General features: G+C 54.9%; 39 protein-coding genes. 1 reads left to right on the top strand and 38 read right to left on the bottom strand.

What is annotated here, in order from left to right; translation table 11 throughout:
• Window positions 1–44: 44 nt before the first annotated feature.
• The 23 genes from BM347_RS16775 to rpmC all read right to left on the bottom strand — a co-directional run bounded on the left by BM347_RS16775 (window position 45) and on the right by rpmC (window position 15,446).
• Complete coding sequence (locus BM347_RS16775) at window positions 45–770, bottom strand: ATP12 family chaperone protein (protein ID WP_093917662.1); 726 nt, start codon at window positions 768–770, stop codon at window positions 45–47.
• A gap of 60 nt (window positions 771–830) precedes the next feature.
• Window positions 831–1,880, bottom strand: a complete 1,050-nt coding sequence (locus BM347_RS16770; protein WP_093917661.1) for an RluA family pseudouridine synthase — start codon at window positions 1,878–1,880, stop codon at window positions 831–833.
• Window positions 1,877–2,257, bottom strand: a complete 381-nt coding sequence (crcB, locus tag BM347_RS16765) for a fluoride efflux transporter CrcB (protein ID WP_093917660.1) — start codon at window positions 2,255–2,257, stop codon at window positions 1,877–1,879. The genes BM347_RS16770 and crcB overlap by 4 nt, the downstream gene beginning before the upstream one ends.
• Window positions 2,258–2,288: 31 nt before the next feature.
• Window positions 2,289–3,596 (bottom strand): replication-associated recombination protein A, encoded by a 1,308-nt coding sequence (locus BM347_RS16760; protein ID WP_093917659.1) that lies wholly within the window; start codon window positions 3,594–3,596, stop codon window positions 2,289–2,291.
• Window positions 3,597–3,599: 3 nt separating this feature from the next.
• Window positions 3,600–4,970, bottom strand: coding sequence for a trypsin-like peptidase domain-containing protein (locus BM347_RS16755; RefSeq protein ID WP_093917658.1), 1,371 nt, complete (start codon window positions 4,968–4,970; stop codon window positions 3,600–3,602).
• A 137-nt stretch (window positions 4,971–5,107) separates the two neighbouring features.
• On the bottom strand, window positions 5,108–5,527 hold the full coding sequence (gene rplQ, locus BM347_RS16750) for a 50S ribosomal protein L17 (protein ID WP_093917657.1): 420 nt from the start codon (window positions 5,525–5,527) through the stop codon (window positions 5,108–5,110).
• A 135-nt stretch (window positions 5,528–5,662) separates the two neighbouring features.
• A complete protein-coding gene (locus BM347_RS16745; protein WP_093917656.1) occupies window positions 5,663–6,679 on the bottom strand; it encodes a DNA-directed RNA polymerase subunit alpha in 1,017 nt (338 codons plus the stop codon).
• 117 nt (window positions 6,680–6,796) lie between these two features.
• Entirely contained in the window at window positions 6,797–7,186 is a 390-nt protein-coding gene (rpsK, locus tag BM347_RS16740; protein ID WP_008226467.1) for a 30S ribosomal protein S11, read from the bottom strand.
• Between the two features lie 13 nt (window positions 7,187–7,199).
• Complete coding sequence (rpsM, locus tag BM347_RS16735; RefSeq protein ID WP_093917683.1) at window positions 7,200–7,568, bottom strand: 30S ribosomal protein S13; 369 nt, start codon at window positions 7,566–7,568, stop codon at window positions 7,200–7,202.
• Window positions 7,569–7,892: 324 nt separating this feature from the next.
• On the bottom strand, window positions 7,893–8,540 hold the full coding sequence (locus tag BM347_RS16730; protein WP_093917655.1) for an adenylate kinase: 648 nt from the start codon (window positions 8,538–8,540) through the stop codon (window positions 7,893–7,895).
• Window positions 8,537–9,901 (bottom strand): preprotein translocase subunit SecY, encoded by a 1,365-nt coding sequence (gene secY, locus BM347_RS16725; RefSeq protein ID WP_093917654.1) that lies wholly within the window; start codon window positions 9,899–9,901, stop codon window positions 8,537–8,539. Before secY ends, BM347_RS16730 begins: the two co-directional genes overlap by 4 nt.
• Before the next feature lie 119 nt (window positions 9,902–10,020).
• Window positions 10,021–10,503 carry a 50S ribosomal protein L15 gene (gene rplO / locus BM347_RS16720; protein ID WP_093917653.1) on the bottom strand — a complete coding sequence of 161 codons (483 nt, stop codon included), beginning with the start codon at window positions 10,501–10,503 and terminating at the stop codon, window positions 10,021–10,023.
• A gap of 562 nt (window positions 10,504–11,065) precedes the next feature.
• Complete coding sequence (gene rpmD / locus BM347_RS16710) at window positions 11,066–11,254, bottom strand: 50S ribosomal protein L30 (protein ID WP_093917651.1); 189 nt, start codon at window positions 11,252–11,254, stop codon at window positions 11,066–11,068.
• 2 nt (window positions 11,255–11,256) lie between these two features.
• Window positions 11,257–11,838 (bottom strand): 30S ribosomal protein S5, encoded by a 582-nt coding sequence (gene rpsE / locus BM347_RS16705; RefSeq protein ID WP_093917650.1) that lies wholly within the window; start codon window positions 11,836–11,838, stop codon window positions 11,257–11,259.
• A 108-nt stretch (window positions 11,839–11,946) separates the two neighbouring features.
• Complete coding sequence (rplR, locus tag BM347_RS16700; protein ID WP_093917649.1) at window positions 11,947–12,306, bottom strand: 50S ribosomal protein L18; 360 nt, start codon at window positions 12,304–12,306, stop codon at window positions 11,947–11,949.
• An 11-nt stretch (window positions 12,307–12,317) separates the two neighbouring features.
• Window positions 12,318–12,851 (bottom strand): 50S ribosomal protein L6, encoded by a 534-nt coding sequence (gene rplF / locus BM347_RS16695; RefSeq protein ID WP_093917648.1) that lies wholly within the window; start codon window positions 12,849–12,851, stop codon window positions 12,318–12,320.
• Window positions 12,852–12,861: 10 nt separating this feature from the next.
• On the bottom strand, window positions 12,862–13,254 hold the full coding sequence (gene rpsH, locus BM347_RS16690; protein ID WP_093917647.1) for a 30S ribosomal protein S8: 393 nt from the start codon (window positions 13,252–13,254) through the stop codon (window positions 12,862–12,864).
• 12 nt (window positions 13,255–13,266) lie between these two features.
• Window positions 13,267–13,572 carry a 30S ribosomal protein S14 gene (gene rpsN, locus BM347_RS16685; protein ID WP_093917646.1) on the bottom strand — a complete coding sequence of 102 codons (306 nt, stop codon included), beginning with the start codon at window positions 13,570–13,572 and terminating at the stop codon, window positions 13,267–13,269.
• Between the two features lie 19 nt (window positions 13,573–13,591).
• Window positions 13,592–14,155, bottom strand: a complete 564-nt coding sequence (gene rplE, locus BM347_RS16680) for a 50S ribosomal protein L5 (RefSeq protein WP_093917645.1) — start codon at window positions 14,153–14,155, stop codon at window positions 13,592–13,594.
• Window positions 14,148–14,459 carry a 50S ribosomal protein L24 gene (gene rplX / locus BM347_RS16675; RefSeq protein WP_093731778.1) on the bottom strand — a complete coding sequence of 104 codons (312 nt, stop codon included), beginning with the start codon at window positions 14,457–14,459 and terminating at the stop codon, window positions 14,148–14,150. The genes rplE and rplX overlap by 8 nt, the downstream gene beginning before the upstream one ends.
• Window positions 14,459–14,827, bottom strand: a complete 369-nt coding sequence (gene rplN / locus BM347_RS16670; protein ID WP_093917644.1) for a 50S ribosomal protein L14 — start codon at window positions 14,825–14,827, stop codon at window positions 14,459–14,461. The genes rplX and rplN overlap by 1 nt, the downstream gene beginning before the upstream one ends.
• Before the next feature lie 157 nt (window positions 14,828–14,984).
• Window positions 14,985–15,224, bottom strand: coding sequence for a 30S ribosomal protein S17 (rpsQ, locus tag BM347_RS16665; RefSeq protein WP_093917643.1), 240 nt, complete (start codon window positions 15,222–15,224; stop codon window positions 14,985–14,987).
• 15 nt (window positions 15,225–15,239) lie between these two features.
• Window positions 15,240–15,446 carry a 50S ribosomal protein L29 gene (gene rpmC / locus BM347_RS16660; RefSeq protein WP_093917642.1) on the bottom strand — a complete coding sequence of 69 codons (207 nt, stop codon included), beginning with the start codon at window positions 15,444–15,446 and terminating at the stop codon, window positions 15,240–15,242.
• Between the two features lie 162 nt (window positions 15,447–15,608).
• Here rpmC and BM347_RS16655 point away from each other — a divergent pair, with 162 nt between their 5' ends.
• Complete coding sequence (locus BM347_RS16655; RefSeq protein ID WP_093917641.1) at window positions 15,609–16,229, top strand: TIGR02466 family protein; 621 nt, start codon at window positions 15,609–15,611, stop codon at window positions 16,227–16,229.
• 60 nt (window positions 16,230–16,289) lie between these two features.
• On the opposite strand, the gene BM347_RS16650 is transcribed toward BM347_RS16655, so the two are convergent.
• From BM347_RS16650 to BM347_RS16580, 15 genes are all read right to left on the bottom strand, one after another.
• On the bottom strand, window positions 16,290–16,487 hold the full coding sequence (locus BM347_RS16650; RefSeq protein WP_093917640.1) for a hypothetical protein: 198 nt from the start codon (window positions 16,485–16,487) through the stop codon (window positions 16,290–16,292).
• A 243-nt stretch (window positions 16,488–16,730) separates the two neighbouring features.
• The gene (locus BM347_RS16645) at window positions 16,731–17,414 is read right to left on the bottom strand and encodes a DUF3800 domain-containing protein (RefSeq protein WP_139226524.1); all 684 of its coding nucleotides are present in this window, start codon (window positions 17,412–17,414) and stop codon (window positions 16,731–16,733) included.
• Between the two features lie 162 nt (window positions 17,415–17,576).
• Entirely contained in the window at window positions 17,577–17,990 is a 414-nt protein-coding gene (rplP, locus tag BM347_RS16640; protein WP_093917639.1) for a 50S ribosomal protein L16, read from the bottom strand.
• 13 nt (window positions 17,991–18,003) lie between these two features.
• Window positions 18,004–18,711, bottom strand: a complete 708-nt coding sequence (gene rpsC, locus BM347_RS16635; protein WP_093917638.1) for a 30S ribosomal protein S3 — start codon at window positions 18,709–18,711, stop codon at window positions 18,004–18,006.
• Window positions 18,711–19,091: a 50S ribosomal protein L22 gene (gene rplV / locus BM347_RS16630; RefSeq protein WP_008228597.1), complete on the bottom strand. Its 381-nt coding sequence runs from the start codon at window positions 19,089–19,091 to the stop codon at window positions 18,711–18,713. Before rplV ends, rpsC begins: the two co-directional genes overlap by 1 nt.
• 3 nt (window positions 19,092–19,094) lie before the next feature.
• Entirely contained in the window at window positions 19,095–19,373 is a 279-nt protein-coding gene (gene rpsS / locus BM347_RS16625) for a 30S ribosomal protein S19 (protein WP_005849833.1), read from the bottom strand.
• Between the two features lie 3 nt (window positions 19,374–19,376).
• Window positions 19,377–20,219 (bottom strand): 50S ribosomal protein L2, encoded by an 843-nt coding sequence (gene rplB, locus BM347_RS16620; protein WP_093917637.1) that lies wholly within the window; start codon window positions 20,217–20,219, stop codon window positions 19,377–19,379.
• A gap of 336 nt (window positions 20,220–20,555) precedes the next feature.
• Window positions 20,556–21,419: a DUF1206 domain-containing protein gene (locus BM347_RS16615; RefSeq protein ID WP_093917636.1), complete on the bottom strand. Its 864-nt coding sequence runs from the start codon at window positions 21,417–21,419 to the stop codon at window positions 20,556–20,558.
• Window positions 21,420–21,603: 184 nt separating this feature from the next.
• Window positions 21,604–22,332, bottom strand: coding sequence for an MgtC/SapB family protein (locus BM347_RS16610; protein WP_245764305.1), 729 nt, complete (start codon window positions 22,330–22,332; stop codon window positions 21,604–21,606).
• 217 nt (window positions 22,333–22,549) lie between these two features.
• Window positions 22,550–22,846 carry a 50S ribosomal protein L23 gene (locus BM347_RS16605; RefSeq protein WP_093917634.1) on the bottom strand — a complete coding sequence of 99 codons (297 nt, stop codon included), beginning with the start codon at window positions 22,844–22,846 and terminating at the stop codon, window positions 22,550–22,552.
• Window positions 22,843–23,460, bottom strand: a complete 618-nt coding sequence (gene rplD, locus BM347_RS16600; protein ID WP_093917633.1) for a 50S ribosomal protein L4 — start codon at window positions 23,458–23,460, stop codon at window positions 22,843–22,845. Before rplD ends, BM347_RS16605 begins: the two co-directional genes overlap by 4 nt.
• On the bottom strand, window positions 23,457–24,341 hold the full coding sequence (gene rplC, locus BM347_RS16595; protein ID WP_093917632.1) for a 50S ribosomal protein L3: 885 nt from the start codon (window positions 24,339–24,341) through the stop codon (window positions 23,457–23,459). Before rplC ends, rplD begins: the two co-directional genes overlap by 4 nt.
• Window positions 24,342–24,359: 18 nt before the next feature.
• Window positions 24,360–24,677, bottom strand: coding sequence for a 30S ribosomal protein S10 (gene rpsJ, locus BM347_RS16590; protein ID WP_005849850.1), 318 nt, complete (start codon window positions 24,675–24,677; stop codon window positions 24,360–24,362).
• Between the two features lie 342 nt (window positions 24,678–25,019).
• Window positions 25,020–25,376, bottom strand: coding sequence for a hypothetical protein (locus tag BM347_RS16585; protein WP_139226522.1), 357 nt, complete (start codon window positions 25,374–25,376; stop codon window positions 25,020–25,022).
• Window positions 25,377–25,420: 44 nt separating this feature from the next.
• A complete protein-coding gene (locus BM347_RS16580; protein ID WP_175498610.1) occupies window positions 25,421–25,963 on the bottom strand; it encodes a hypothetical protein in 543 nt (180 codons plus the stop codon).
• Window positions 25,964–26,151 lie beyond the last annotated feature (188 nt).

Genomic DNA, 26,151 nt, shown 5'->3' with positions numbered 1-26,151 from the left:
AAGGCTATATGCCTAAAAAACAGCCTCGACCAAAGGGCAACCGCCTAGTTTCCCAGCTCTTCGCCTTTACTCAGGTCAAACATTAACTTTGCATGAAGAAAACTGCCCTTTTTGGCCGCGGCAAGCGCTTCTGCGTCGTCGTCTTTACCCCATAATTCGGCCTGCCAGATCTCATCCAGACGCGACATGTCCCAAAGCGATTCCATTTCGCGGGCATTCATCGCCGCAGCAAAGCCCAAAATCAGTGACCCAGAGAGACTGACAAGGTCGTGGAAAGCCGCCAGTTCAAAGTGATCCAAGGCATGCGTCCGGCGGGTCAGACGGGCGCACACCTCGGGATTTTGCGGAACATGCATGATACCTGTCCGCGGCTGCAATCTTGCGCCCAATGCATCCTCCGCCCAGTCAAGCATCGGGTCCCACAGCGCATTTTGCCGCGCGACTAACTCTTGCGGGCTATCCGCCCTATAACACAGCAAGTCACAATCACCGTAGGCCGCCAGCATATTCGCGACTTCTGAATGCTGAACCGCAACCTTATCGATCGCGGCATTGGCGGTTTTCGTGCAAGGCATGGTGAGCGGATTGATCACCCCATCCTGCGCCTGCCATTCAGCAGCAATGGCCTCAGCCATTTTGGCTGTCGGCAGGACCAACAACTGCTTTGCCGGCGTTTTGATCGGGCGACCGTCCAGCTCGACAGTGTGTCCGCCGTCGCGCGGGACGACTTGCGCCTCTTTCCAAAAGCGTTTGGCTTTCCAATCACTCATTTCTCAATGCTCCAGATTTGGTGCGACACTGCTGGCACCTGATCAGGTGCCCTGCTGTGCTTACGCCCAGTCTTCCTCGAACGGGTCAGCGGGTACATCTGATGGCGACCATTGGAACGTGTTCCACGTGCGCACCATATGGTCAGGCATCGGCGCGATCAGATTCAACGTCGCCTTCGTCACTGGATGTTCCAGCGTCAAGGATCGCGCATGCAGATGCAGCTTTTTCGAGATATCGCCGCCCAGTTGCGCACCCCAACCGTCGCCCATGTTCTCCTGACCGGAGCCACCATATTTACCGTCACCGATGATCGGGTGCCCGATCTCGGCCATATGCGCACGCAGCTGATGCGTACGACCAGTCACCGGGATCAGCGCAACCCAACAGGTGCGGTTTCCCGCTTGTGCCAATGTCGCATAATCCGTCGTGGCACGCTTGGCCCCGTCCGTTGTTTCGATGTCCTTGGGGTGGACACAATACATCTTTTCGCCCTCGCCCCGCGCACCGTGACCGAACGCCTTGACCAAGCCAAACTTGATCGTGCCATTCTTAGGGTGCGGAACACCTGCGACAGCCGCCCAATAGATCTTGCGCGTTTGGCGGTGACGGAACGAAGACGTCAGATCAGCCGCAATCGACCGTGTGCGCGCCATGACCAAAACCCCGGAGGTATCTTTATCCAGCCGGTGCACAAGCCGTGGCTTTTCGTCCAGATCGAACATCAGCGCATCGGCCAGCGCATCAACGTGGCGATCAGATTGCCCTGATCCACCCTGCACAGGCAGACCCGGCGGCTTGTTCAGCGCGATGATATGATCATCACGATAGATCACACATGACCGAATAAATTTGGCATCCGCATCCGAAATCCGAGTGCGTTTTGGTGGGGGTGGGGCCTCGGTATCGGGCAGCGGCGGAATGCGAATTTCCTGTCCCACCTCTAGCCGTGTAGACGCTTTGACACGCCCGCCATCGACACGAATTTCACCCTTGCGGCACATCTTTTCGATGCGCCCCTGACTGATCAGCGGGAACATACGTTTGAACCAGCGGTCCAGCCGCTGATCCCCGTCGCCTTGTTCAATGATCAGGTTCTGAACCCGGCTCATGCAAATACTCCTCTGGCCACCATCAGGCCCAGCATTAATCCCAGCACCGACAGCCCGACTGACAGTGCCACATATACCCCTGCCGATGCGATCTGGCCGCGCTCGATCAGTGTTACCGTTTCCAGCGAAAACGATGAGAACGTTGTGAAACCGCCCAAGATGCCCGTCGCAATGAACGGGTTCAGATGGCTCAGCCCCTTTTGCGCTGCCACCACAATGAACAGCCCCATAATGAACGATCCCAAAATATTCACCGTCAACACAGCCACCGGAAAATCCAGAATGCCAAAAGCACGCGTCATTCCGACACCCCAAAGGTATCGCAACGACGCGCCAATCGCACCACCAAGGGCCACAAAGAACAGGGTAGAAATCATCTGCGGTCTGTCACGCGTTGCGCGCGGATTGTCAAGTTTTGCGCGTCGCACGCAGCTTTTCAAAATAATCCAACCGCTTTTTCAGGTCACGTTCAAAGCCGCGCTCAACGGGCTGATACAGCTGCGGCCGCTCCATCCCGTCGGGAAAGTAATTTTGCCCCGAAAATCCGTCTTCCGCATCGTGATCATAGGCATAGCCCGCGCCGTACCCCTGATCTTTCATCAGGTTGGTGGGCGCATTCATGATATGTTTGGGCGGCGGGGCAGAGCCGGTCTGTTTGGCGGCACGGCGGGCGGATTTATACGCGACATAAGCCGCGTTCGACTTGGGGGCCAACGCCAGATAAGTCACAGCCTGCGCCAGCGCCAACTCCCCCTCGGGCGATCCGAGCCGCTCGTAGGTTTCCCATGACTGCAAGCAGATCGCTTGCGCCTGAGGATCAGCCAGCCCGATGTCCTCGACAGCCATGCGCGTGATCCGACGCATCAGATAACGCGGGTCTTCGCCCCCCTCCAACATCCGCGCCAACCAATAAAGCGACGCATCAGGGTCTGACCCCCGCACCGATTTATGCAGCGCCGAGATCAGATTATAATGCGCATCCCCACCCTTGTCGTATTGTGCCGCTCGCCGCATCAACCGCGCCGATAGCGCCTTTCCGTCCAACAGGCCGTCCACTTTCCACGCCGCAACCTGTTCGATCAGGTTCAGCAAGGCACGCCCATCCCCATCGGCCATTTCCAGCAGGTTTTCCCGCGCCGCACTGTCTAGCGGCAAGGGCCGGTCCAACTCTGCCTCTGCGCGCAGGGCCAGAAGCTCAAGATCGTCCTGCGGCAACCGCTCAAGCACCAACACCTGTGACCGGCTCAACACAGCGGCGTTCAACTCGAATGACGGGTTTTCCGTGGTCGCGCCCACCAGCAGGATCGTGCCATCCTCCATATGCGGCAGGAAGCCGTCTTGCTGCGCCTTGTTGAAACGGTGGATTTCATCGACAAACAGCAAGGTGCCCTGCCCGTTCTGTCGCCTGATTTTCGCGGCCTCAAACACCTTACGCAATTCAGGAACACCGCTGAAAATCGCACTGATCTGGACGAAATGCAGATCGGTCTCAGCCGCAAGCAGCCGCGCGATCGTGGTCTTGCCGACACCGGGTGGCCCCCAGAAAATCAGCGATCCCAAAGACCCCGATTCCAGCATCACCGTCAACGGCGCGTCCGGCCCCAATACCTGGCGTTGTCCGATCACCTCGGCCAGCGATTTTGGTCGCAACCGGTCCGCAAGCGGGCGATGCCCGCCTTCTGCTACGACTTCTGGACTGCCGAATAGATCCGCCACGGGCTAAATCCGAAACCGCAGGGACAACCGCTGTCCGCCACGCTGCACAAATAATTCGGCACTGCGTTTGCCTTTGAACGCGGCCCGCACTTGCGCAGGGGTTCGCACATTTTGCCCATTCACAGCCAAAATGACATCGCCCCGGCGCAGCCCAACCCGAAGGCCAAAGGCACCAACATCCATCACGGCAACACCTCCGACCTCAAGCGACAGGTTCAGCTCGGACAGAACTGCCGGATTGATCCGCGCCAGTTTCAGACCCGGCAACAACTCGCGATCGCTCAACACGACCTCATCGCGCGGCGGCTCTTCTGGTGCTTCGATCAACGACACCAAAACATCGCTCTGCACACCTTCACGCAAGCGCGTGATGACGGCTTCTTTACCCAAACCGGCCACGCTCATCCGGTAAATCATCTCGGCTGGCGAATGCACGTCCTGACCGTCAACGGCAATGATCACATCGCCCACGCGAAACCCCGCCGCAAGAAACGGGCTGACCGGATGCAATCCAGATAGAATAATACCGCCGGGCCGATCCAGGCCCAAAGGTGCGGCCATATCCGCATCCACCGCCTGCCCGCTTAACCCTGCCCAAGGCCGCGCAAAACGCGTGGCCCCATCGCGCGCCTGATCCACAAACGCTGTGACCAGATTGGCGGGGATCGCAAAACCGATGCCATTTGATCCACCCGAACTGGTCAGGATTGATGTGTTGATCCCGATCAGTTCACCTTGCATATCAATCAGCGCGCCGCCGGAATTGCCCGGATTGATTGGCGCGTCGGTTTGGATGAAATACCCCTGCCCGCCGCCATTCATGCCACCCGACCGCGCAAGCCCAGAAACGATGCCGCTGCTCACCGTCTGGCCAACACCAAAAGGGTTACCAATGGCCAGCGCAAGCTCGCCAACCTCGACATCATCGCTGTTGCGCAAGGTCAGAAACGGCAGGTCTGCCACATCGTCAATCTTGAGGATCGCCAGATCGCTCTCTGCATCGCTCAGCATCACACGGGCTGAAAATTCACGGCGGTCTGCAAGCACGATACGGATGTCAGTCGCCATGCCAACAACATGGTAATTCGACACCACAACCCCGTCCTCGGACAATATCACCCCCGACCCAAGGGAATTTTGCACCCGCGGGCGTCCGGCATCAGGGCTTTGAAAAAAGCGTTCGAAAAAGGGATCGGCTTGCAGGGGTGTCCTGCTGCTTTGCACGATCTGACGCGCATAAATGTTAACGACGGCTGGGGTCGCCTCTTTTACCAAGGGCGCAAAGCTTAGCTGCATTTGCACAGCAGATGTCGGCACCGTTTGCGCATGAAGCGGCAGCGCAATCAGGGAAAGCAGGATCAGGAGATATCTCATACCCCAAGATATGCGCAGCCAAAGGGCCTTGCGCAACACCCTTATTCCAAATGGTCTAAAATCCTCGCCGAAGGCATAAAAGCAAAAAGCCCCTGCACAGGCAGGGGCTTTGAAAATCTTAGGTAAAGCGGTTGGCTTTAGTCTTCGGCAACTTCGTATGCTGCAACGCGGACCTTGTCGCCCGCACCTTTCGCGTCGCGGTCGCGATCTACGAATTCAATGATGGCCATCGGTGCCATGTCGCCATAGCGGAAGCCCGCTTTCAACACGCGTACATAGCCGCCCTGACGGTCTTTGTAGCGTGGGCCAAGGATGTCGAACAATTTCGCGACATACTGGTCCTGCTTCAGCTTGCTTGCTGCCTGACGGCGCGCGTGCAGATCACCGCGTTTGGCAAGCGTGATCATCTTTTCGATGATCGGCTTCAATTCTTTTGCTTTTGGCAAAGTTGTTTTGATTTGCTCATGTTCGATGAGCGAGCCTGCCATGTTCGCGAACAGCGCTTTACGGTGTTCATGAGTACGGTTCAGGCGGCGGTAACCACGTGCGTGACGCATTTTCTAGTCTCCAACGATATGCCCTCTACGGGCGGTTTTACTTTGTCCGGCTGACGTGCGTAGCGCCAACTCTCCTTGGGGCCCTCTTGGCCCAGTCTTGCATGTGGTGGGGATCGCTCCCCACCGCATGAATTCTTAGAACGAATCCTCGAACTTCTTGGCGAGATCTTCGATGTTGTCCGGTGGCCAATCCTCGACGTCCATACCAAGGTGCAGACCCATACCCGACAGCACTTCCTTGATTTCGTTCAAGGACTTGCGGCCAAAGTTCGGCGTGCGCAGCATTTCGGCTTCGGTCTTCTGGATCAGATCGCCAATATATACGATATTGTCGTTCTTAAGGCAGTTCGCGGAACGAACAGACAGTTCCAACTCGTCTACTTTCTTAAGCAATAGCGGGTTGAATTCCAGACCATCGTCATCATCCTGACGCGACGCAGATTCAGGCTCGTCGAAGTTGACGAAGATGCCCAGCTGGTCTTGCAGAATGCGCGCAGCAAATGCGACCGCATCGTCTGGCGTGATCGAACCGTCGGTTTCGACCTTCATCGTCAGCTTGTCATAATCCAGCACCTGACCTTCGCGGGTCGGCTGCACGTCATAAGACACTTTTTTCACTGGCGAATAGATCGCATCGATCGGGATCAACCCGATTGGCGCGTCTTCCGGCTTGTTCTTATCCGCTGCAACATAGCCCTTGCCCGTGTTCACGGTCAGTTCCATGTATACGTCGGCACCGTCATCCAGGTGGCAGATCACGTGATCACGGTTCAGGATCTCGATCCCGGCGCTTTCAGAGATGTCACCCGCGGTTACAACACCAGGGCCTTTTGCCGAAATCGACAGGCGCTTTGGCCCTTCGACTTCCATGCGCAAGGAAACACCCTTGAGGTTCAGAACGATGTCGGTAACGTCTTCACGCACACCAGACACGCTGGAAAACTCGTGCAAAACATTGTCGATTTGTACAGATGTGATGGCAGCGCCTTGCAGCGAAGACATCAGAACGCGGCGCAGCGCGTTGCCCATGGTCAAACCAAAACCGCGCTCAAGCGGCTCTGCAATCACAGTGGCTTGACGTGCTGGGTCATTACCCGGCTTTACGTCCAACTGCTGTGGTTTAATCAATTCAGCCCAATTTTTGTGGATCATACGTCCCTCCATTCTTGTCTCTTGCCCCATGTCCAAACGGCGAAGAAACTCCCGAGGTTTCAGAAAAGCAGAACGGGGCCGCACGCAAAGGCGCGACCCCATAAATAATATATGCCCTTAGACGCGGCGGCGCTTTGGGGGGCGGCAACCGTTGTGCGCCATTGGTGTAACGTCACGGATCGATGTGATGTTGAAACCAGCAGCAGCCAAAGCGCGCAATGCGCTTTCACGGCCCGAACCTGGGCCTTGCACTTCGACTTCCAGCGTTTTCACGCCGTGGTCTTGTGCTTTCTTGCCCACATCTTCAGCGGCCATTTGGGCGGCGTAAGGTGTCGATTTACGCGACCCTTTAAAACCCATGGTGCCGGCCGAAGACCATGCAATTGCATTGCCCTGAACGTCAGAGATCAGAATTTTTGTGTTGTTGAAGGAGCTGTTAACATGCGCCACACCTGCGGCGATGTTCTTGCTGACCTTACGCTTGGTTTTTGTCTTTTCGCGTGCCATTGATCAGACCCCCTTATTTCTTCTTACCAGCAATGGCCTTTGCAGGGCCTTTGCGAGTGCGAGCGTTGGTGTGGGTACGCTGACCACGAACCGGCAGGTTACGACGGTGACGCAGGCCACGGTAGCAACCAAGGTCCATCAGACGCTTGATGTTCATCTGTGTCTCGCGACGCAGGTCGCCTTCAACAGAGAAGTTTTCGTCGATGTATTCGCGAATTTTCAGGATTTCGGCATCCGAAAGTTCGTTGATACGACGGGTGTTATCGATGCCAACCGCTTCGCAGATTTGCGCAGCCGAAGAGTTACCGATACCAGTGATATAAGTGAGGGCGATTGGAACCCGCTTTGCAGTCGGGATGTTTACGCCGGCAATACGTGCCACGTGTGCTATTCCTTTTCGTTGCGGGTCCGTGATCCCAGACCCTTTTTTCACAACGTGAAGCCCGAGGCGTTAATTGCCATCGGGCTGCAGCTGATCAGGTGTTCATGTACAGGGTTTGATCTAGGCCCGGCACAATTCGATTCTCATTCGAGATACGGCTGGTTATTTCCATTTAGGGCAAGCGTCAACCCACGATTGGCCTTACTGGCGGCATTCCGACGCCGATGTTGTGGGCGCGGTGCCGAAATCCCAATTTTCAACAGAAAACGGCACCGCTCCAATACAACGGTGCCGATTCAAAAATTCGACATTCCAGACACGCAATCAGGCGTCCAGAATTGCCTCGATGCTGGCCTGAACAACGTTGATATCCGCCAAACCGTCAACCCGCTTCAGCAGGTCGTGGGCGTAGTAATACCCCAACAATGGCGATGTCTTCTTGTAATATTCCATCAAACGGTTGCGCAGGCTTTCTTCGTTGTCGTCGGCCCGGCGCTTGAAATCAGAGGCACCGCATTTGCTGCATTTGCCATCGGCAGGCTGCGGCTTGGTCACGTCGTGGTACACTTCACCGCAATTACCACAGGTCGACCGGCCAGCAATCCGTTTAACCAGCGCATCGTCATTCACCCGCAGCTCAATCACATGATCAAGCGTTTTGCCTGTCGCTTTCAGCAGCTCATCCAATGCGGTGGCTTGGGCCAACGTGCGGGGGAAACCGTCGAAAATGAAACCGCCATGCTCGGTTGTGTCTTCCAGCTTTTCTCGGATCAATCCGATCACAATCTCGTCGGTGACCAGATCGCCGCGTGCCATGACATCGGCAACCATATTGCCCATCTCTGTACCGCTGTCTTTTGCTTCGCGCAGCATGTCGCCGGTCGAAAGCTGAACCATATTGCGTGTCTCAACCAGATGACGCGCCTGTGTTCCTTTGCCCGCTCCGGGCGGTCCAAGCAGAATAATATTCATTTACGTGCTGGGCTCCGTTTTTTGCGGGATTTACCTGTTTTGCCACGCAACTGTGACCGCTCAAGCAACCCCTCGTATTGATGTGCAAGCAAATGGCTTTGCACTTGTTGGATGGTGTCCATCGTTACCGAGACAACAATCAAAACTGAAGTACCACCAAAGTAGAATGGAATAGCGAACTGACCGCGCAGAATCTCGGGAAGGATACATACCGCAGCAAGATATGCGGCACCCAGTACCAACACGCGGTTAACGACATACTCCAAATATTCGGCTGTTTTCTTGCCAGGGCGAATGCCGGGCACGAAACCGTTCTGGTTCTTTAGGTTGTCCGCGACCTCGTCCGGCTTAAAGCTGACGTTGAAGGTATAGAAATACGCAAAGAAAACGATCATCGCGACGAAGAACAACAGGTACAGGGGCTGACCCGGACCAAAGTTTGCCAGCAAAAGCGACATAACAGGGCCCGTGGAATTCCCCGAGAAAGTGCTGATCGTCACCGGCAACAGCAACAACGAGCTGGCAAAGATCGCAGGGATAACGCCGGCTGGGTTAACTTTGACCGGCAGATGCGACGACCCACCATCATACATCTTTTGGCCTACTTGACGGCGCGGGTACTGGATATGGATCTTGCGCAGGGCGCGCTCCATGAACACCACGAACATGATCGTCGCGATGACCATCACCAACACGCCAACAATCACCGCAGGGCTGATCGCACCGGAACGACCCGAAGAGAAGAACTGCGCAATGGCAGCTGGCACTTCGGCGATGATACCGACGAAGATGATCAAGGAGATACCATTACCGATGCCGCGTGCGGTGATTTGCTCACCCAGCCACATCAGGAACATGGTCCCGCCCACCAGCGTGATCATACAAGCAATACGGAAATACATGCCGGGATCGGCCGCGATATCACCTGCCTCAAGCGAGACAGCCAAGCCATAGGCCTGCAAGGTCGCCAAAGCCACCGTACCGAAGCGCGTATATTGGTTAATCTTCTTGCGGCCCTGCTCGCCTTCTTTCTTGAGCTGCTCAAGCGCGGGCACCATCGAGGTCATCAACTGAACGATGATCGAGGCCGAAATATAGGGCATGATACCCAAGGCAAAAATGCCCATGCGGCCAAGCGCGCCGCCGGTAAACATCGAAACCATGCCGCCGATGCCCTGACCTGCGCTTTCCATGAACTGGCGTAGCGCGGTGCCGTCAATGCCGGGAACAGGAATAAACGTGCCAAGGCGATAAACGATCAGCAAACCCAGTGTGAATAGAATCCGGTTGCGAAGGTCTGTGGCCTTGCCCAACGCGGACCAACTGGTGTTGGCGGCCATGCTTTCGACGGCTGATACCATGATTAGGGCTCTTTCTTTGCAAAAACGCCGCCCGAGCCGTTTTCCGGCGGGCGGCATTTGGGAAAACTCGATTGACTATGTAAGCGGGACGCGGCCCGCTCACAAGGCAAAAGGGTAGGTTACGCGTCTGCGTTCGCCGCGGCAGGTGCTGTGACGGTCAATTTGCCGCCCGCTTTCTCTACGGCTTCGACTGCGGACTTGGACGCACCGGTGACCTGCAGGTCAACCTTGGCGGTGAAATCGCCCTTGGCCAGAACGCGGACACCGTCCAGCTTGCGACGTACCAAACCGGAAGAGATCAGCGCGTCTTCGGTGATTGCGGCACCGGCGTCGATCTTTTTGTCGTCGATGAATTTCTGGATCAGGCCCAGGTTCACAACTGCGTATGCTTTGCGGTTCGGCTTGGTAAAGCCGCGCTTTGGCAGACGTTGGTACAATGGCATTTGACCGCCTTCGTAACCGTTGATTGCTACACCCGAACGGGATTTCTGACCTTTGATACCACGGCCACCCATTTTACCGGTGCCGGAACCAGGACCACGGCCAACGCGCTTGCGTTTCTTGGTGGCACCTTCGTTATCAGACAGTTCATGCAGTTTCATGTCGCTTCTCCTTTTGCCGGATGTGACCCCCAGCGACGGGAGCGGCCAAACGCGGCGTTTCATGATTCTTGTGGCGGATTGGTGGCCACTGGGGGCGTATAGCCACCCCCAGCAGAGTTATCAAGTCACGAGTGCCCTGTTTCGATTACTTCGCATAGTTGATCAGCAAGCCGCACCGAACCATGGCTGGCGATGCCCTAGTGGCAATGCAGTGGCTTAGAACCCGCATGACAACATTGCCCTGCAGGTGACGACTTTCTACATCCGCCTCCATGTTCGATAATGGTCTGGCTTACGCCCACCGTAGCAAGAGGCGCTGCGGTGACGGGAAAGCAAAGGATGTTGAGCAAAACAGCAACCGAAAACGATTTGAGTATAGGTTTCATAATATATCCATGGATTAAAAGATGCGTCGGAATAGATCGCACAACCCAAGCGTCAACCTCTTATTAACCATTGTCCATAAAAAAACGCCCCGCAGTTTCCTGCGAGGCGTTCTATTCAAGGTGGGTTTCACCCACCCTACGGCGTGTTGGTAGGGTGGGTGAAACCCACCGCAACCTTAGCCTTTTTCTTCGAGGATCTCTACCATGTGAGAGATCTTGCGGATCATGCCGCGGACGGAAGGTGTGTCTTCCAGCTCGCGTACACGGTGCATTTTGTTCAGACCCAGACCAATCAACGTAGCGCGCTGGTCGGCGGGGCGGCGGATTGGCGAACCAACCTGCTTGATTACAATCGTCTTAGCCATGCTTATGCCTCCTCAGCCACTTGCGCGGAGGATTCAACATTGTCCTCACGCTTGGGCAGAATGTCCGCAACCTTCTTGCCGCGACGCTGAGCAACAGCACGTGGCGAAGATTCTTTTTTCAGACCGTCCATGGTGGCGCGGATCATGTTGTATGGGTTCTGCGTCCCGATAGACTTGGACACAACGTCCTTGATGCCCAGCATTTCGAAAACGGCACGCATTGGACCACCGGCGATGATACCGGTACCTTCTGGTGCTGTCCGCATAACCACTTTACCGGCGCCGTGACGGCCTTCCATGTCGTGGTGCAGCGTGCGACCTTCGCGCAGTTGAACGCGGATCATTTGGCGCTTGGCTTGCTCGGTGGCTTTGCGAATGGCTTCAGGAACCTCTTTCGCTTTACCTTTACCAAAGCCTACGCGGCCTTTTTGGTCACCAACAACGACAAGTGCGGCGAAGCCAAAACGCTTACCACCTTTAACGGTTTTGGAAACACGGTTGATCGCCACTAGGCGGTCGGCGAATTCTGGGGTCTCGTCGCGTTGGTTACGGCGATTGCCACCCCGGTTGTCATCTCTTGCCATGCGGCATCATCCTTTTGGTACGGCGCAAGCGCCTGCTTGGTCAATCCTAGTGGGCCAGACGGGCCCCCGGATCATCGAGGCGGCACATCGCGTGCCGCCTACGCTGTCTTAGATTTTCAGACCGCCTTCGCGGGCTGCATCGGCCAAAGCTTTTACTTTGCCGTGGAACAGGAAACCGCCACGGTCAAAATATGCTTCGGTCACACCGGCCTTTTTAGCACGCTCGGCAATCGCCGAACCTACTTTGGTCGCTGCGTCGATGTTGTTCTTGCCAACAACACCCAAATCTTTTTCGAGTGAGGACGCGGAAGCCAATGTGACCCCTTTGACATCGTCGATCAGCTGGGCGCTGATGTTTTTGTTCGAGCGGTGAACCGAAAGGCGAAGACGCCCTGCGTTGACCCGACGAAGCTTGTTCCGAACGCGCAGGCGGCGTTTCAGAAACAGTTGTCTTTTGCTGTTTGCCATCTGAGCTATCCTTACTTCTTCTTGCCTTCTTTGCGGAAGACGAACTCGCCCTTATAGCGGATACCTTTGCCTTTATAAGGCTCGGGCTTGCGCCATTGGCGGATGTTCGCGGCGACTTGACCAACTAGCTGTTCGTCAATGCCTTCTACCACAATCTCGGTCTGTTTCGGTACCGTGACTGTCACACCGGCTGGCGGTGTGTAGTCAACGTCGTGCGACAGGCCCAGGTTCAGTTTCAGCGAGTTGCCAGTCATGGCAGCACGATAACCAACACCTTGGATCTCAAGCTCTTTCTTGAAACCTTCGGTGACACCTGTAACCAAGTTGCCAACCATTGTGCGGCTCATGCCCCACTGTTGGCGGGCACGCTTGGATTTGCCACGTGGTGTAATTGTTACCACGTTGTCTTCGACACTCATTGTAACGTCGTCAGTTGCTTTAAAGGTACGTGTACCTTTTGGGCCTTTGACTTCGATGGTCTGACCGCTGACCGATGCAGAAACACCGCTGGGCAGGTCGACCGGTTTTTTACCAATACGAGACATTTTGTTCTCCTTAGAATACGGTGCAGAGCACTTCGCCGCCAACGTTGGCGTGCCGTGCATTCTGATCCGACATCACACCCTTGGGGGTGGAGACAATCGACACACCAAGGCCCTGACGGACAACGGGAATGTCATTAACGCCCATGTAGACGCGACGACCGGGTTTGGAAACCCGCTTCAATTCGCGAATAACAGGTTCGCCCTCGTAATACTTGAGGCTGATTTCGATGGCGGGGTGGCCGTCGGCGCCCGTCGTCTTTTCATAGCCGCGGATGTAACCTTCGTCGGCCAGTACGTCCAATACCCATGCACGCAGCTTGGAAGCTGGGGTCATGACTGTGGATTTACCGCGCAACGAGGAGTTACGGATGCGTGTCAGCATATCTGCGATAGGATCGTTCATGTGATGCGCTCCTTACCAGCTCGACTTGACCATGCCGGGGATTTGGCCGCTTGAGCCAAGATCCCGCAACGCGATCCGCGAAATTTTCAGTTTACGATAGTAAGCGTGCGGACGGCCTGTCAGCTGGCAGCGGTTGTGCAAACGCACAGCGCTGGAGTTGCGAGGCAGTTTCGCCAGCGCCAAGGAAGCGCGGAAACGCTCTTCCATGGGCTTCTCTTGATCGCTTACGATCTCTTTCAAGGCAGCGCGCTTTGCAGCGTACTTCTTGACCAGTGCTTCACGCTTCTTTTCGCGTGCGATCATGGATTTCTTAGCCATATCTAAATCCTCCCCGCGCTTATGAGTTGAAGGGCATGTTGAACGCTTTCAACAGTGCCTTCGCTTCAGCGTCGGTTTTCGCCGTGGTGGCGATCACGATGTCCATTCCCCAAGTCTCATCCACTTTATCAAAGTCGATTTCAGGGAACACGATGTGCTCTTTCAAGCCCATGGCGTAGTTGCCACGACCGTCAAAGCTTTTGCCGTTGATGCCGCGGAAGTCGCGGATACGTGGCATTGCGATCGTGATCAGACGATCCAGGAATTCATACATCCGCTCGCCACGCAGGGTAACTTTCGCACCCAAAGGCATGTCTTCACGAACGCGGAAACCAGCGATGGATTTCTTGGCAATGGTTGTCAGGGCTTTTTGGCCTGCAATCGTTGTCAGATCTTCCTGAGCGGATTTTGCTTTCTTGCTGTCACGAACAGCTTCAGCACCACAGCCGATGTTCAGAACGATTTTGTCCAAACGAGGAACCATCATGTCGTTCTTGTAACCGAACTCTTCCTTAAGAGCGGCACGGATTGTGTCGTTGTAAACGCCCTTGAGGCGGGGTGTATATGTTGCAGTATCAAGCATCGATTACGTCCCCCGTGGTTTTTGCAAAGCGCACTTTCTTGTCGCCTTCGATCTTAAAGCCAACGCGGGTTGCCTTGCCGTTGGCATCAACCAGCGACAGGTTGCTCAGATCGATTGGCATCGCTTTGGGAATACGACCACCTTGCGACGTCTGGGACTGACGCGTGGCGCGGATTGCCATGTTGATACCGTCTACGATTGCTTTGTTGGCCTTTGGGTCAACAGACGAGATGGAACCTGTCTTACCCTTGTCTTTGCCAGCAAGCACGATGACCTTGTCACCTTTGCGAAGTTTAGCAGCCATTACAGCACCTCCGGCGCAAGCGAGATAATCTTCATGAAGTTTTTGGCGCGCAGTTCGCGAACAACTGGTCCGAAGATCCGTGTACCTACGGGCTCGTTCGAGTTGTTCAGGATAACTGCTGCGTTGCGATCGAAACGGATGGCTGTGCCATCGTCACGACGAACTTCTTTGGCAGTGCGAACGACGACGGCTTTACGCACGTCACCCTTTTTCACACGACCGCGAGGGATGGCTTCCTTGACCGACACGACAATAACGTCGCCGACGGATGCGTATTTACGCTTGGAACCACCCAATACCTTGATGCACTGAACACGGCGCGCGCCGCTGTTGTCAGCAACATCCAGGTTGGTCTGCATCTGGATCATTTGGTTTCTCCCGACCTTCTGGGGGGCGATGCGTGCCCGTTCCCCAGGGTTTCGATTAAATTGGTCTGCCCAAAACGGGCATCTCGTCCGTGCGTTTGGCCCCTGCGCCCCTCAGAGTCAAGGGAAACAAGGGTGTCACGCCCGAACGAGCAGTTCTTTAGGCCTCAGCGGCTTCCAGAACTTCCCAACGTTTGGTTTTCGACTTTGGTGCACATTCGATGATGCGAACGCTGTCGCCCACTTTGAATGTGTTGTTCTCATCGTGAGCCCGGTATTTCTTGGACTTACGGATGGTCTTTTTCAGAACCGGGTGGGTAAAGCGACGCTCGACCGATACGGTTACTGTTTGTGCGTTGGCATCGCTTGTCACGGTGCCTGTCAGGATACGTTTGGGCATACTCTCAGGCTCCTATTATTCAGCAGATGCCGCGGTTGCGGCTTTCTGGTTGAGAACGGTTTTGACACGTGCAACGTCACGCTTAACGGTCTTCAAACGTGCAGGGTTTTCCAGCTGGCCAGTGGCTTGCTGAAAACGCAGGTTGAAAGCTTCTTTTTTCAGATTAACAAGTTCATCCCGAAGCTGATCGGGTGTCTTGTCGTGCAGTTCCTTGGCGTTCATCGCCTGTTCCTTTCGACATCACCAGTAGGCCCCTTCTGGGTGACCATGATTCTGGTGGAGTTCATGTGAAAGGTTCCTCTATAGCCGTTATACGCAGTTGGCAAGCAACCTTTGTATAAATCCGTATCGCCACCCTGCCCCACCTGCTGTAGAAGGTCCGTCATGTCACAAATAGATTCCCTTTTCGTCACCCGCCTGTACCGCGCGCCCTTGTCGGAGCACGGCAAACCTGTGGACCCGTCCGAGCTTGAAGCCGCGTGTCTGAGCATCGCCGAGGATGACGAGGCTGGTCAGGAATGGTCTGATCAGAACGATTTTCCCGGATACACCAGCTATGCGTCCCTGACCGACCTTCCGTGGCGGTTCCCGATCTTCAAGACGGTAAAAAAGGCGCTGGATAAACACGTCAAAGCGTTTGCCAAGGATCTGGCGTTTGATCTGGACGGTCGGAAACTGAAGCTGGAAGATATCTGGATCAACATCCTGCCCGAAGGTGGCATTCACACCGCGCATATCCACCCGCATTCGGTGATTTCCGGCACGACCTATGTAGCGATGCCCGAAGGCACGAGCGCTTTGAAGTTGGAAGATCCGCGCCTGCCAATGATGATGGCAGCCCCCGGCCGGTTGAAAGACGCCCCACAGGAACTGCGCCAGTTCGTCTATGCCAAGCCTGTGGTCGGAGATGTGTTGCTCTGGGAAAGCTGGCTGCGCCACGAAGTCCCGATGAATATGTCCGAAGAAGATCGCATCTCGGTGTCGTTCAACTACGCTTGGGCGTGACGTCGGTATAACTTACGCGTTGTTTGCGTTGAAATGACGGAGCGGTGGGTTTCACCCACCCTACCGTTTCTTGCGCGCTTCTTCCTGCTCCTTGACCGCAGCTTTCTCTTCCTTGGTCAGCTTATTGCCCCATTGATTGTTGGAAAGCCCCAGATCATCCGGCATCGGCTTGGTCTTGCCCTTCTTGATGGTGCCGCCTTTGTTGAGGAACTCTTTGATGAGGTCTTCGTCGGTGGTGGGCTTAGGGACATGTTTCATGGGGCGTGACCTTTGTGTGGGGAATGGTCTTTGCGTTACCTTAGAGCCAGAGGGACAGGTTGGCCAGCAAGTGCCGCCGTATAATAAGATCGCCGCGCCCGAGCCGAGGGGTGCGAGTTATTGCTACACCAAAGGCGAAAGAACTCATCTTGTATTTACGGCAAAAATTGTATATACAAGATATTAAAGGTTCCTCCCTGATGATAAGAACCCAAGGGGTTCTCCTAGCGGTAGTCAGGGAGGTCATTTATCATAATAGTGGCGTACGCCCGTTCGGAATATTTCAAATTCGCTTCTAACTAGATGCGAAATTTTCTTGTATGTTTCATCTTCACCTTTTTCCCATTTCCTTAGGATCGACCAATTTAGATAGTCTGCAAGTTGTAAACCGTAGTGGGCCCTAGAAGCGTGATGCATGATCCGATATGGTGTTTTCTTTGGTAGCATAGACTTTAACGTCTGCTTAATCGATTTTTCAATCGCACGACGCTTGCGATTAATCGGAATCGCATCTGTTATAACCACGACTTCGGCGACATCGCTGGGACATTGTTCAAGAGCATAACGTAAAAGGTAACCTAACATCTTAGGATAAAACTTTTCTTCCGCACGCAGGGACGGTCCAGTCTTAGACTTCTCAATCACGACTGCGTCGACAGACTTACGCGGAAGTTCTTCTGCTAAGAGCGAAAATACACGCTCTCTGACAAACCGATTGTCATCAGCGCAGTGGAAGTATTCTAAATCTATCCGTGGCTCTTTCCAAAACTCTATCAGGTCATATTTATAGGTATCAAGTTTAGTGTGCAGAAGAAATGGTCTACATAAGCTTACGCAGGTTAAAGTGAAAAACTTTGAACCTGTTGAACTGAAATTCAGATCACCTCCCTCATCGAGGAAAACATAAAGAGTCGATTGTCTCTGCAAGTTGGCGGCTCCCTAGGTTCTACAGTCTGAACCTAATTTTGCGGCGCGCAAATGAAAAGAGGTCAAAAAAAGCCCCCGCTGATCTCTCAGCGGGGGCTTTCTAATTATTAGGTCGTCAATAGGTTTCATCCACCCCACGTAGGGTGGGTGAAACCCACGCGATTACCAGTCCTCGCGGACCACAACGCGTGTTTTGATCGGCAGCTTCATCGCAGCAAGGCGCAGGGCCTCGTGCGCGATGTCTTCGTTTACGCCATCGATTTCAAACATGACGCGGCCAGGCTTGACGCGGCATGCCCAGTAATCAACGGAACCTTTACCTTTACCCATACGGACTTCGGTAGGCTTCGATGTGACTGGCAGATCCGGGAAAATCCGGATCCAGACACGGCCTTGACGCTTCATGTGACGCGTCATGGCACGACGTGCAGCTTCGATCTGACGCGCTGTTACACGCTCAGGCTCCAGAGCCTTCAGGCCAAAGGAACCAAAGTTCAGGTCAGACCCGCCCTTTGCAAGACCCTTGATTTTGCCTTTGTGCTGCTTGCGGAATTTCGTACGCTTTGGTTGTAGCATCTTTCATTCCCCCTTAGCGACGACCGCCGGCACCGCGAGGTGCTGGGCCGTCTTGCATTTCTTGTGCCTTACGGTCACGCGCTGCCGGGTCATGCTCCATGATCTCGCCTTTGAAGATCCAGGTCTTGATCCCGATGATGCCATAGGCCGTCATCGCTTCGACATGTGCGTAATCGATGTCAGCACGCAGAGTGTGGAGCGGCACGCGGCCTTCACGGTACCATTCGGTACGCGCGATTTCTGCTCCACCCAGACGACCAGCAACGTTCACGCGGATACCAAGGGCACCCATACGCATGGCGTTCTGTACGGCACGCTTCATGGCGCGACGGAAAGACACCCGGCGTTCCAGTTGCTGTGCGATGGATTCACCAACAAGTGCGGCGTCCAGCTCAGGCTTGCGAACTTCAACGATGTTGAGGTGCAGGTCAGACTTGGTGATCTTGGCGATTTTCTGACGCAGACCTTCGATGTCTGCACCTTTTTTACCAATGATCACACCGGGACGTGCTGTGTGGATCGTAACGCGGCACTTCTTGTGTGGGCGTTCGATGATCACACGGGCGATACCGGCCTGTGCACATTCTTTCTTGATGAAGGCACGGATGGCGAGGTCTTCCAGCAGAAGATCACCATAGTCCTTCGTGTCAGCGTACCAGCGGCTGTCCCAGGTGCGGTTGACCTGAAGACGCATACCGATCGGGTTTACTTTGTTACCCATTATGCTTGCTCCTCAACTTGACGCACGACAATCGTGATTTCCGAAAACGGCTTGATGATCTTACCGAAACGGCCACGCGCACGTGGGCGACCACGTTTCATGATCAGGTTCTTACCGACATATGCTTCGGCAACGACCAGCTCATCCACGTCAAGGTTGTGGTTGTTTTCACCGTTCGCGATTGCGGACTGAAGACATTTCTTCACATCTGCTGCGATCCGCTTTTTCGAGAAGGTCAGGTCCGTGAGGGCCTTGTCTACCTTCTTGCCGCGGATCATCGCGGCGACGAGGTTCAGTTTCTGCGGGCTGGTACGAAGCATGCGCAGTTTTGCACGGGCTTCGTTGTCGGCCACGCGGCGGGGATTCTTATCCTTGCTCATGGCTTATTTCCGCTTCGCTTTTTTGTCGGCTGCGTGACCATAATAGGTGCGAGTTGGCGAATATTCACCAAACTTCTGACCAATCATCTCTTCGCTGACGTTTACAGGGATGTGCTTGTGACCGTTGTACACACCGAACGTCAGGCCAACAAACTGTGGCAGGATCGTTGAACGGCGCGACCAGATTTTGATCACTTCGCTGCGACCGCTTTCGCGGGAGGCTTCGGCCTTCTTGAGGACATAAGAGTCAACAAAAGGACCTTTCCATACTGAACGAGACATCTATTAACGCCCCTTCTTCTTGGCGTGACGCGAGCGTAAGATAAGCTTGCTGGACGCTTTGTTCTTGTTGCGGGTTTTTGCACCCTTGGTTGGCTTGCCCCAAGGCGTAACAGGGTGACGACCACCCGATGTCCGGCCTTCACCACCACCATGGGGGTGGTCGATCGGGTTCATAACAACACCACGCACAGATGGGCGGATGCCCTTGTGACGCATGCGGCCCGCTTTACCGTAGTTCTGGTTGGAGTTGTCAGGGTTGGATACGGCACCGACGGTGGCCATACATTCCTGACGCACCAGACGCAGTTCGCCCGAGGACAAACGGATCTGAGCATATCCACCATCACGGCCTACGAACTGAGCGTAGGTACCGGCAGCACGTGCGATCTGACCGCCCTTGCCTGGCTTCATTTCGATGTTGTGAATGATCGTACCGATAGGCATGCCCGAGAATGGCATAGCGTTACCAGGCTTGATGTCGGCCTTGGCCGACGCAATCACCTTGTCGCCAACAGCAATACGCTGCGGTGCCAGGATGTAGGCCTGTTCGCCATCTTCGTACTGGATCAGTGCGATGAATGCGGTCCGGTTAGGGTCATATTCGATGCGTGCGACAACCGCGGACATGTCCAGCTTGTTGCGCTTGAAATCGACGATACGGTAAAGGCGCTTTGCCCCACCGCCTGTGCGACGCATTGTGATCCGTCCGGTGTTGTTCCGACCGCCAGATTTGGTCAAACCCTGAGTAAGGGATTTGACCGGGCGGCCTTTCCAAAGCTCCGAACGGTCGATCAGTACCAGCCCACGCTGGCCTGGCGTCGTCGGTTTATACGACTTGAGTGCCATGTTTTCTGTCTTCCGTTTTGCTTGTGCCCGACGCCCATAAATGGGGTCGAGATGGTTATAGGGCCCCGAAGGTCCCCAATTTGAATGCCTGACAAAGAACCCCTTTGCCTGACCGGCGTAGGGTGGATGAAACCCACCAACGCACAAAACAACACAGCCCCGGACGAATCCGGGGCGATGCCGATGGGGTCGTTTAGGTTAGGATGGGGATAGGGTCAAGCCATCAGGCCGAACTAAGCACCACGTTGCCGAAGATTCAGCGTTTGTTACCGCGTATCTCTCGATGGACGCCGCCACTGCTTGGCATTCTTAGGCGATGCAGCGACAGGAAATGACTTAGGCCGCGAGTTCTTTAACCTTGGCCGAAAGACTCTGCACTGACCGATCGGATGCTTTTGGAACAATACGATATGCTGCATTCACAAAGCAAAACAAGGAAAAGCCAAGCAAGCCAACGCAAAGTGCTGCCACCAAGATACGGCCGTAGGCCTGATCGCCCAACCAATCAAAGGCTGATCCCAGCCCTCCCGCTTCGGATGCATTCGCGCTTAAGGCCGCATAAGCGATCAGGCCACCGATGATGATGATCCCGATGCCCTGTGCTGCAAGCCCGATCCGCAGAACCGGGTTCCAATGCAGCGTAAAGTGATTTCCTTGAAGGTGCTCTCTGTAGGATTGCGTAATTGCTTTGTTGAAATAGTAAAATCCGGTCGCGACTGTCACCATGCCCACAAGACCAACCGCCCATACACCTGCTGGCGATTGTAAAATACGATCCAGCATTTCCTTACCGCCAGAGCCAGACGAGGCAGCGCCAAGCGCCGTGACTGCCAGCACACCGATACCGGCATGTATTGCACCGGTTACAAACATACCAAGCCGCGCCAATATCCCTTTTGCTGACGTCCCGTATGCCTCAAGATCCCACAAGCTGTCGACGGCCCGCCAGATCGCATAGGCAAACATCCCCGCCGCGATCAGCCCGACGATCATCGCGCCCACCATACCATTCAGTGACTGCATGGCCGCCTTTGTACCTTCGGCTTGCCCACCTTGCAGGATTGACCACAAAGACACCCCCGCAACGACGAGATAGGCAAGGCCCCGACCAGCGTACCCCGCGCGCATGATGGGTATAGCCCACGCAAAATCGCTTGAGTCGACATGCTCAAGAATCTTTTGCTGCGCGGTTTTGTTCATCGGTTGTCCCCAACATTATGATCCAGCCGAATTTGCAACAGCACCCAAAATGCTATGGGGCCGAAATATTCAGCAGGCATACTGAAGAACGCCCCCTCTCTCTAATTGTTCCGAAACGGGGGTTTGGGGGGCTAACCGTCAAGCGATAGGCAAGGGTAAAAGAGCACGACCCAACTAGCGCCCCCTACTCAAAACCCACTTCGCTTTCCTCGACGACGGACCAGCCTGCCCTCAGCAAGCCGGGGGATAGGGAAACGTTGGAAACGGTCCGTTCGACCTTGGCCGCCGCGTCGTCGGTGCCGCAGACCTGTGCGACGATTTCGACGATCTTATTGTCGGTGCGGCTGACGATTTGGCACAGCTCCAACGCTTCGTCACGCAGGTGGTCGATAATGGCAGCGCGGATTTGTTTCTCGTCTTCAAGTCTGCATTCAAACGTCAGGTCGAAATACAATCCTGCCCCCGCGGATTTCTCCGCCACCTTTTTCAGCTTTTTCACCACGGGCCGCAGGCCCAAGTTCGAGAACACAATCAAAGACGTCAAAGCGACAGCATAAAGCACATGACCCGTGCCCGAGATCAGCCCGACGGCAGCAGCACACCACAAGGTCGCCGCTGTGTTGATCCCTTGGATGTTGAACCCGTCGCGAAAGATGATGCCCGCGCCCAGAAAACCGATGCCCGACACCACCTGCGCCGCAACGCGTGTGGGGTTGATGTCATCAGGAAAGAGCGCCGCAAACGTGACATAGGCAGCAGCCCCCAGCGAGACGAGCGCATTCGTCCGCAAGCCAGCCATCCGGCCCCGGAACTGACGCTCGGACCCGATGATAGCCCCGAGCACCAAGGCGACGGCCATGTTCAGGAACGCAAAGACAAACGCTATGTCGATATTAAAGTAGTTGTGGCTCAATGGTCAGGCCTCCTCGGCTCGGTCCGTCATCCATACCATCTGATCGTGATCGAACAGAAGACCTAGCAAAAGATTATGCATTGTTCTCGACATCCCGCTTCATATAGCGGCCCCCGCCGAACCGTGCAGGCTGCCATTGCAAAAGCAAAAAGCCCCCCACCATCCGGCGAGGGGCTTTTGAGATTTGCGTAAGGTGGGTGCGAACCCACCGACCGGATTACAACCCGGTGGATACGTCGATGGTGTTACCCTCTTCGAGTGTAACATAAGCCTTTTTGACGTCCTTGCGGCGGCCCATTTGGCCACGGAAACGCTTGGACTTACCTTTGGTGATGGTCGTGTTCACGGCCTTCACCTTGACACCAAAGAGAGCTTCAACAGCTTCTTTGATCATTGGCTTGTTGCTGTCGATTGCCACTTCGAAAACGACGGCGTTGTTTTCAGACGCCATTGTTGCTTTCTCGGTGATGATCGGCTTGCGGATCACATCGTAGTGTTGGTGCTTGGTGCTCATTTCAAACGGGCCTCCAGTGCTTCGATCCCCGCTTTGGTGATCACGAGTGTGTCACGCTTGAGGATGTCATAGACGTTTGCACCCATCGTCGGCAGGATATCCAGACCTTCGATGTTGCGCGCGGCTTGCAAGAAGTCTTCGTTCACAGACGCGCCATCAATGATCAACGCGCGTTTCCAGCCGAGGTTCTTAACCTGCTTGGCCAGTGCTGCGGTTTTCCCATCGGATGCGGCATCGTCGATGATAACCAGGTTGCCAGTCTTTGCCTTGGAGGACAAAGCGTGGCGCAGACCCAGCTTGCGGAACTTCTTGGTCAGCTCATGGCCGTGGCTACGAGGGGTTGGCCCCTTGTAGATACCACCCGAACGGAAGATCGGTGCAGAGCGTGCGCCGTGGCGTGCGCCGCCGGTGCCTTTCTGGCGATAGATCTTCTTGGTCGAATAGCTGACCTCGGACCGTGTCTTAACCTTATGCGTGCCTTGCTGCGCATTGTTGCGCTGCCAGCGGACGACGCGGTGCAGGATGTCGGCGCGTGGCTCAAGACCAAATAGGGCCTCGTCCAGGTCGATTGATCCAGCTGCACCACCGTCGAGTTTGATGACATCGAGTTTCATTCGTCACCTTCCTTCTTGGTCTCGTCCAAAGTTTCGCTTTGATCAGCAGCTTCTTCTTTGTCCGATTCAATGGACGCTTCGGCCTCTGCCAATGCGGCAGCTTCCGTTGCGGCTTGCTCTTCGGCCAGACGCTTGGCTTCTGCTTCGGCCTCTGCAGCGGCTGCTGCGGCGGCTTCTTCAGCGGCTTTTGCGGCTTCTTCAGCGGCAGATTTCAAAGCGGCGGGCAGGATTGCGCTGTCTGGGAACGGCTTTTTCACCGCGTCCTTAACAGTCACCCAACCGCCCTTGGAGCCTGGAACGGCACCTTTGACCATGATCAGACCACGGGCAGTGTCAGTTTTGACAACTTCAAGGTTCTGAGTGGTAACACGGGCAGCACCCATGTGACCGGCCATTTTCTTGCCTTTGAAAACCTTACCGGGATCTTGACACTGACCGGTGGAACCGTGCGAACGGTGCGAGATCGAAACACCGTGTGTCGCACGCAGACCGCCAAAGTTGTGGCGCTTCATCGCACCGGCAAAACCTTTACCGATGGATGTGCCCGCAACGTCAACATACTGACCTGCAAAGTAGTGATCGGCGATGATTTCTTCGCCGACATTCAACATGGCTTCGGGGTCTACGCGGAACTCCGCAACCTTACGCTTTGGTTCAACCTTTGCCGTAGCAAAGTGACCGCGCATGGCCTGCGATGTACGCTTGACCTTGGCTGTACCTGCACCAAGCTGAACAGCTGTGTAGCCGTCCTTTTCAGTGGTACGCTGTGCAACAACCTGAAGTTTGTCGAGCTGGAGAACGGTTACAGGAATCTGCTTGCCGTCTTCCATGAACAAACGGGTCATGCCCATCTTTTTTGCAATAACGCCTGAGCGCAACATAATATTACCCTCCTACGCTTATGACTGCAGCTTGATCTCGACGTCCACACCAGCGGCCAGGTCGAGCTTCATCAGCGCGTCCACGGTCTGGGGGGTCGGATCAACGATATCCAGCAAACGCTTATGCGTGCGGATTTCGAACTGGTCACGGGATTTCTTGTCAACGTGGGGGCCACGCAGAACTGTGAATTTTTCGATCTTGTTCGGCAGCGGGATTGGGCCGCGAACAGAGGCACCTGTGCGCTTGGCGGTGTTAACGATCTCTTGTGTGGACGCATCCAACACGCGGTAATCGAACGCCTTCAAACGGATGCGGATGTTTTGGCTTTGTGCCATATGTCATCATCCCTCATTGGGAGTAGAAACGAAGAGGAAGAGACGCCTCATCACGGCCCTTCATTGCGTTTTATCGTAAATCAAACGGGGCGCGTAAAAACGCACCCCGCTGAGACTTGCGCTCTATAGGTCGAGTCGCCCCCTGTGGCAAGGGGGAATTCCCGTTTCATGTTCACGTTTCCAGCGGGAACACGCAAACTTGGGGCTTTCTGTGCTAACCCCGCCTAGATCACCGCCAAAAACTGCTTCATAGCCAGCAGCGCAAAGGCACAGACAGTGGCATAAAGCGCCACGATAAACCTAAGGCGCTTTTGTTCGCGCAGCTTTGACACCTTCAATACTTCATACGCCAGTTCGGCCAGCCAATCCGCGTTGGATACAGCAGTTTTTTAGATCAGCAACCGTCTTATGGCGCGCCGTTTGAACATATAATACCCGTTCCACCCCATTCGCTGTATCATCATCTACCTGCGGGGCGGACCGTCGAGAAGGATACAGAACATAGCCAAAAAAGAACAGCGGTGCCATCACCACGGCCCAAAACAGGATGACATAAAGCGGCCCCTCGTTTCCGTCCCCGGGCAAACCGCCCATAACAGTGGCTACGATATTCAGCGCAAAAGTATAGCCGATCCCCACAATCTGGGCCTTGGTATCATAGGCCCGCACCGTTGCTTGGGCTTCCTCAAGTGAAGACAATAAATACTGCCGTTGCGTCGATATATCAGAGGTTGGCACTGGCGTTAGTCGATACGGTGCAAAAGGGTGCGAATTTCTCTTAGCGCGCCACCATTGCGCAAGCGGATAAACTCAAGCTCAAGCCCCTCTGCGACCAAGGTACGATGATATTCCTGCATCTCGTATTCGCCGGTTTCATCGATAATGAGCGAAAAGACCGATAACGTATCACCATCCAACCTAGCCCACACATAGGGCTCGCCCTTCAGAGGGTTCAGCGGAACATCTTTTCCGAAAACATTGGTGCGCATCGCAGAGGAATAGATATTTTTACGGCCGCTTGGCTCGAACAAAATATTATATGTCCTCGTTTTGACCCGGCCGTCGCTTCGACGGCTGATGGATGTCCAACTAATTCTAACCCCGTTTTTCGTGGGCGTGATCGTCGTGCTCATATCACGGTGCTGGACCTCACCGTCGACCATAAACTCGGCTTCGCCCATGAAGCTGCCAGCAAAGCGGTCGAATTCCCCCGCAACAGCAGCAAGCGGGGACAAAATCAGCAACACGGCAAAAAACCGGCAAATGATGGATGAACTTTGTCTCATACGACAAGTCTAGACCATTTGACCTGCTTGAAAAGTAACCTTGTAGTCAATTCGGTCATATCCGCGGGAAATTTTGCTGCCTGCCGGTGCCCTCCTTGTGCAAAAGAAAAGGCCGCGCTGTTTCCAGAGCGGCCTTCGGGTCGGTTTGGGCTGTCGCGGGGCGGGCCCGCTGGCAGCTTACTCGGTGA

Source organism: Sulfitobacter marinus (genome assembly GCF_900116285.1).
GTDB classification, from domain to species: domain Bacteria; phylum Pseudomonadota; class Alphaproteobacteria; order Rhodobacterales; family Rhodobacteraceae; genus Sulfitobacter; species Sulfitobacter marinus.
The sequence above is the reverse complement of the archived record's forward strand: the minus strand, read 5'-3'. Positions and strand labels throughout refer to the sequence as shown.